This window comes from Nocardia sp. NRRL S-836 (genome assembly GCF_001279525.1).
In the GTDB taxonomy this organism is placed as follows: Bacteria; Actinomycetota; Actinomycetes; order Mycobacteriales; family Pseudonocardiaceae; genus Lentzea.
In genome coordinates, this window is sequence record NZ_LGDY01000186.1 from 1 (window position 1) to 710 (window position 710).

Sequence of the window (710 nt, forward strand, 5' to 3'; positions counted from 1 at the left end):
GTGGACGGGTTCGGGGTGTTCGGGTTCGGCGTGGTGCTCGCCGGGGGGACGTTCGTCGGCGGGTTGGGCGGTGGCGTGTTCGTGTCCGGCGCGGGCTTCGGCTGCGCGGGCGGCGGGGTGTTCGCGTTCGGGCTGGGGTTCGGCGACGCGGTGTTCGGCGTCGGCGAGGGCGTGTTGGCACCTGGCGGGTTGGTCGACGGCACGTTCGTACCCGGCACGTTGCTCGGCGCGTTGACCGGCGGGGTGTTCGGGTTGGGCGTCGCAGAGTTCACCGGCGGCGTGTTCGGCGTCGGCGAGTTGGCCGGTGGTGTGTTGGGGTTGGGCGCCGGTGAAGGGGTGGGCGTCGGCGTGTTGACCGGCGGGGTGTTGACCGGCGGGGTGTTGACCGGTGGCGCGACAGGAGGTGGCGTCGGTGCGGGCCGCGTCTGAGCGGGCGGCGACGTGTTCGGCGCCGGGTTCGGGTTGGGCGAGGTGCTGACCGGCGGGGTGTCCGCTGGCGGGGTGTTCACCGGTGGCGTGTTCGCCGAGGGGGTGTTCGGCGTCGGGGACGGCGTGTTTGGCGTCGGCGACGGGACGTTGGCGCTCGGCGGCGGCGTGCTGGGCGTGGGCGTTTTGGTCGGCGGGGTGTTGGCCGGTGGTGCGGTGACCGGTGGGGTGGTGGCGGAAGGCGTGTTGACCGGTGGCGTCGGGGTGGGCGCGGGGCGTGGCTG

The 710-nt window shown here is 74.4% G+C and carries 2 pseudogenes; both read left to right on the forward strand.

Features of this window, described 5'->3' with window-relative positions:
- Positions 1 to 429: pseudogene (locus ADL03_RS49220) on the forward strand (hypothetical protein); the annotation flags it as partial.
- Positions 430 to 441: 12 nt separating this feature from the next.
- Positions 442 to 710 (forward strand): annotated as a pseudogene (locus ADL03_RS44675) (hypothetical protein); the annotation flags it as partial.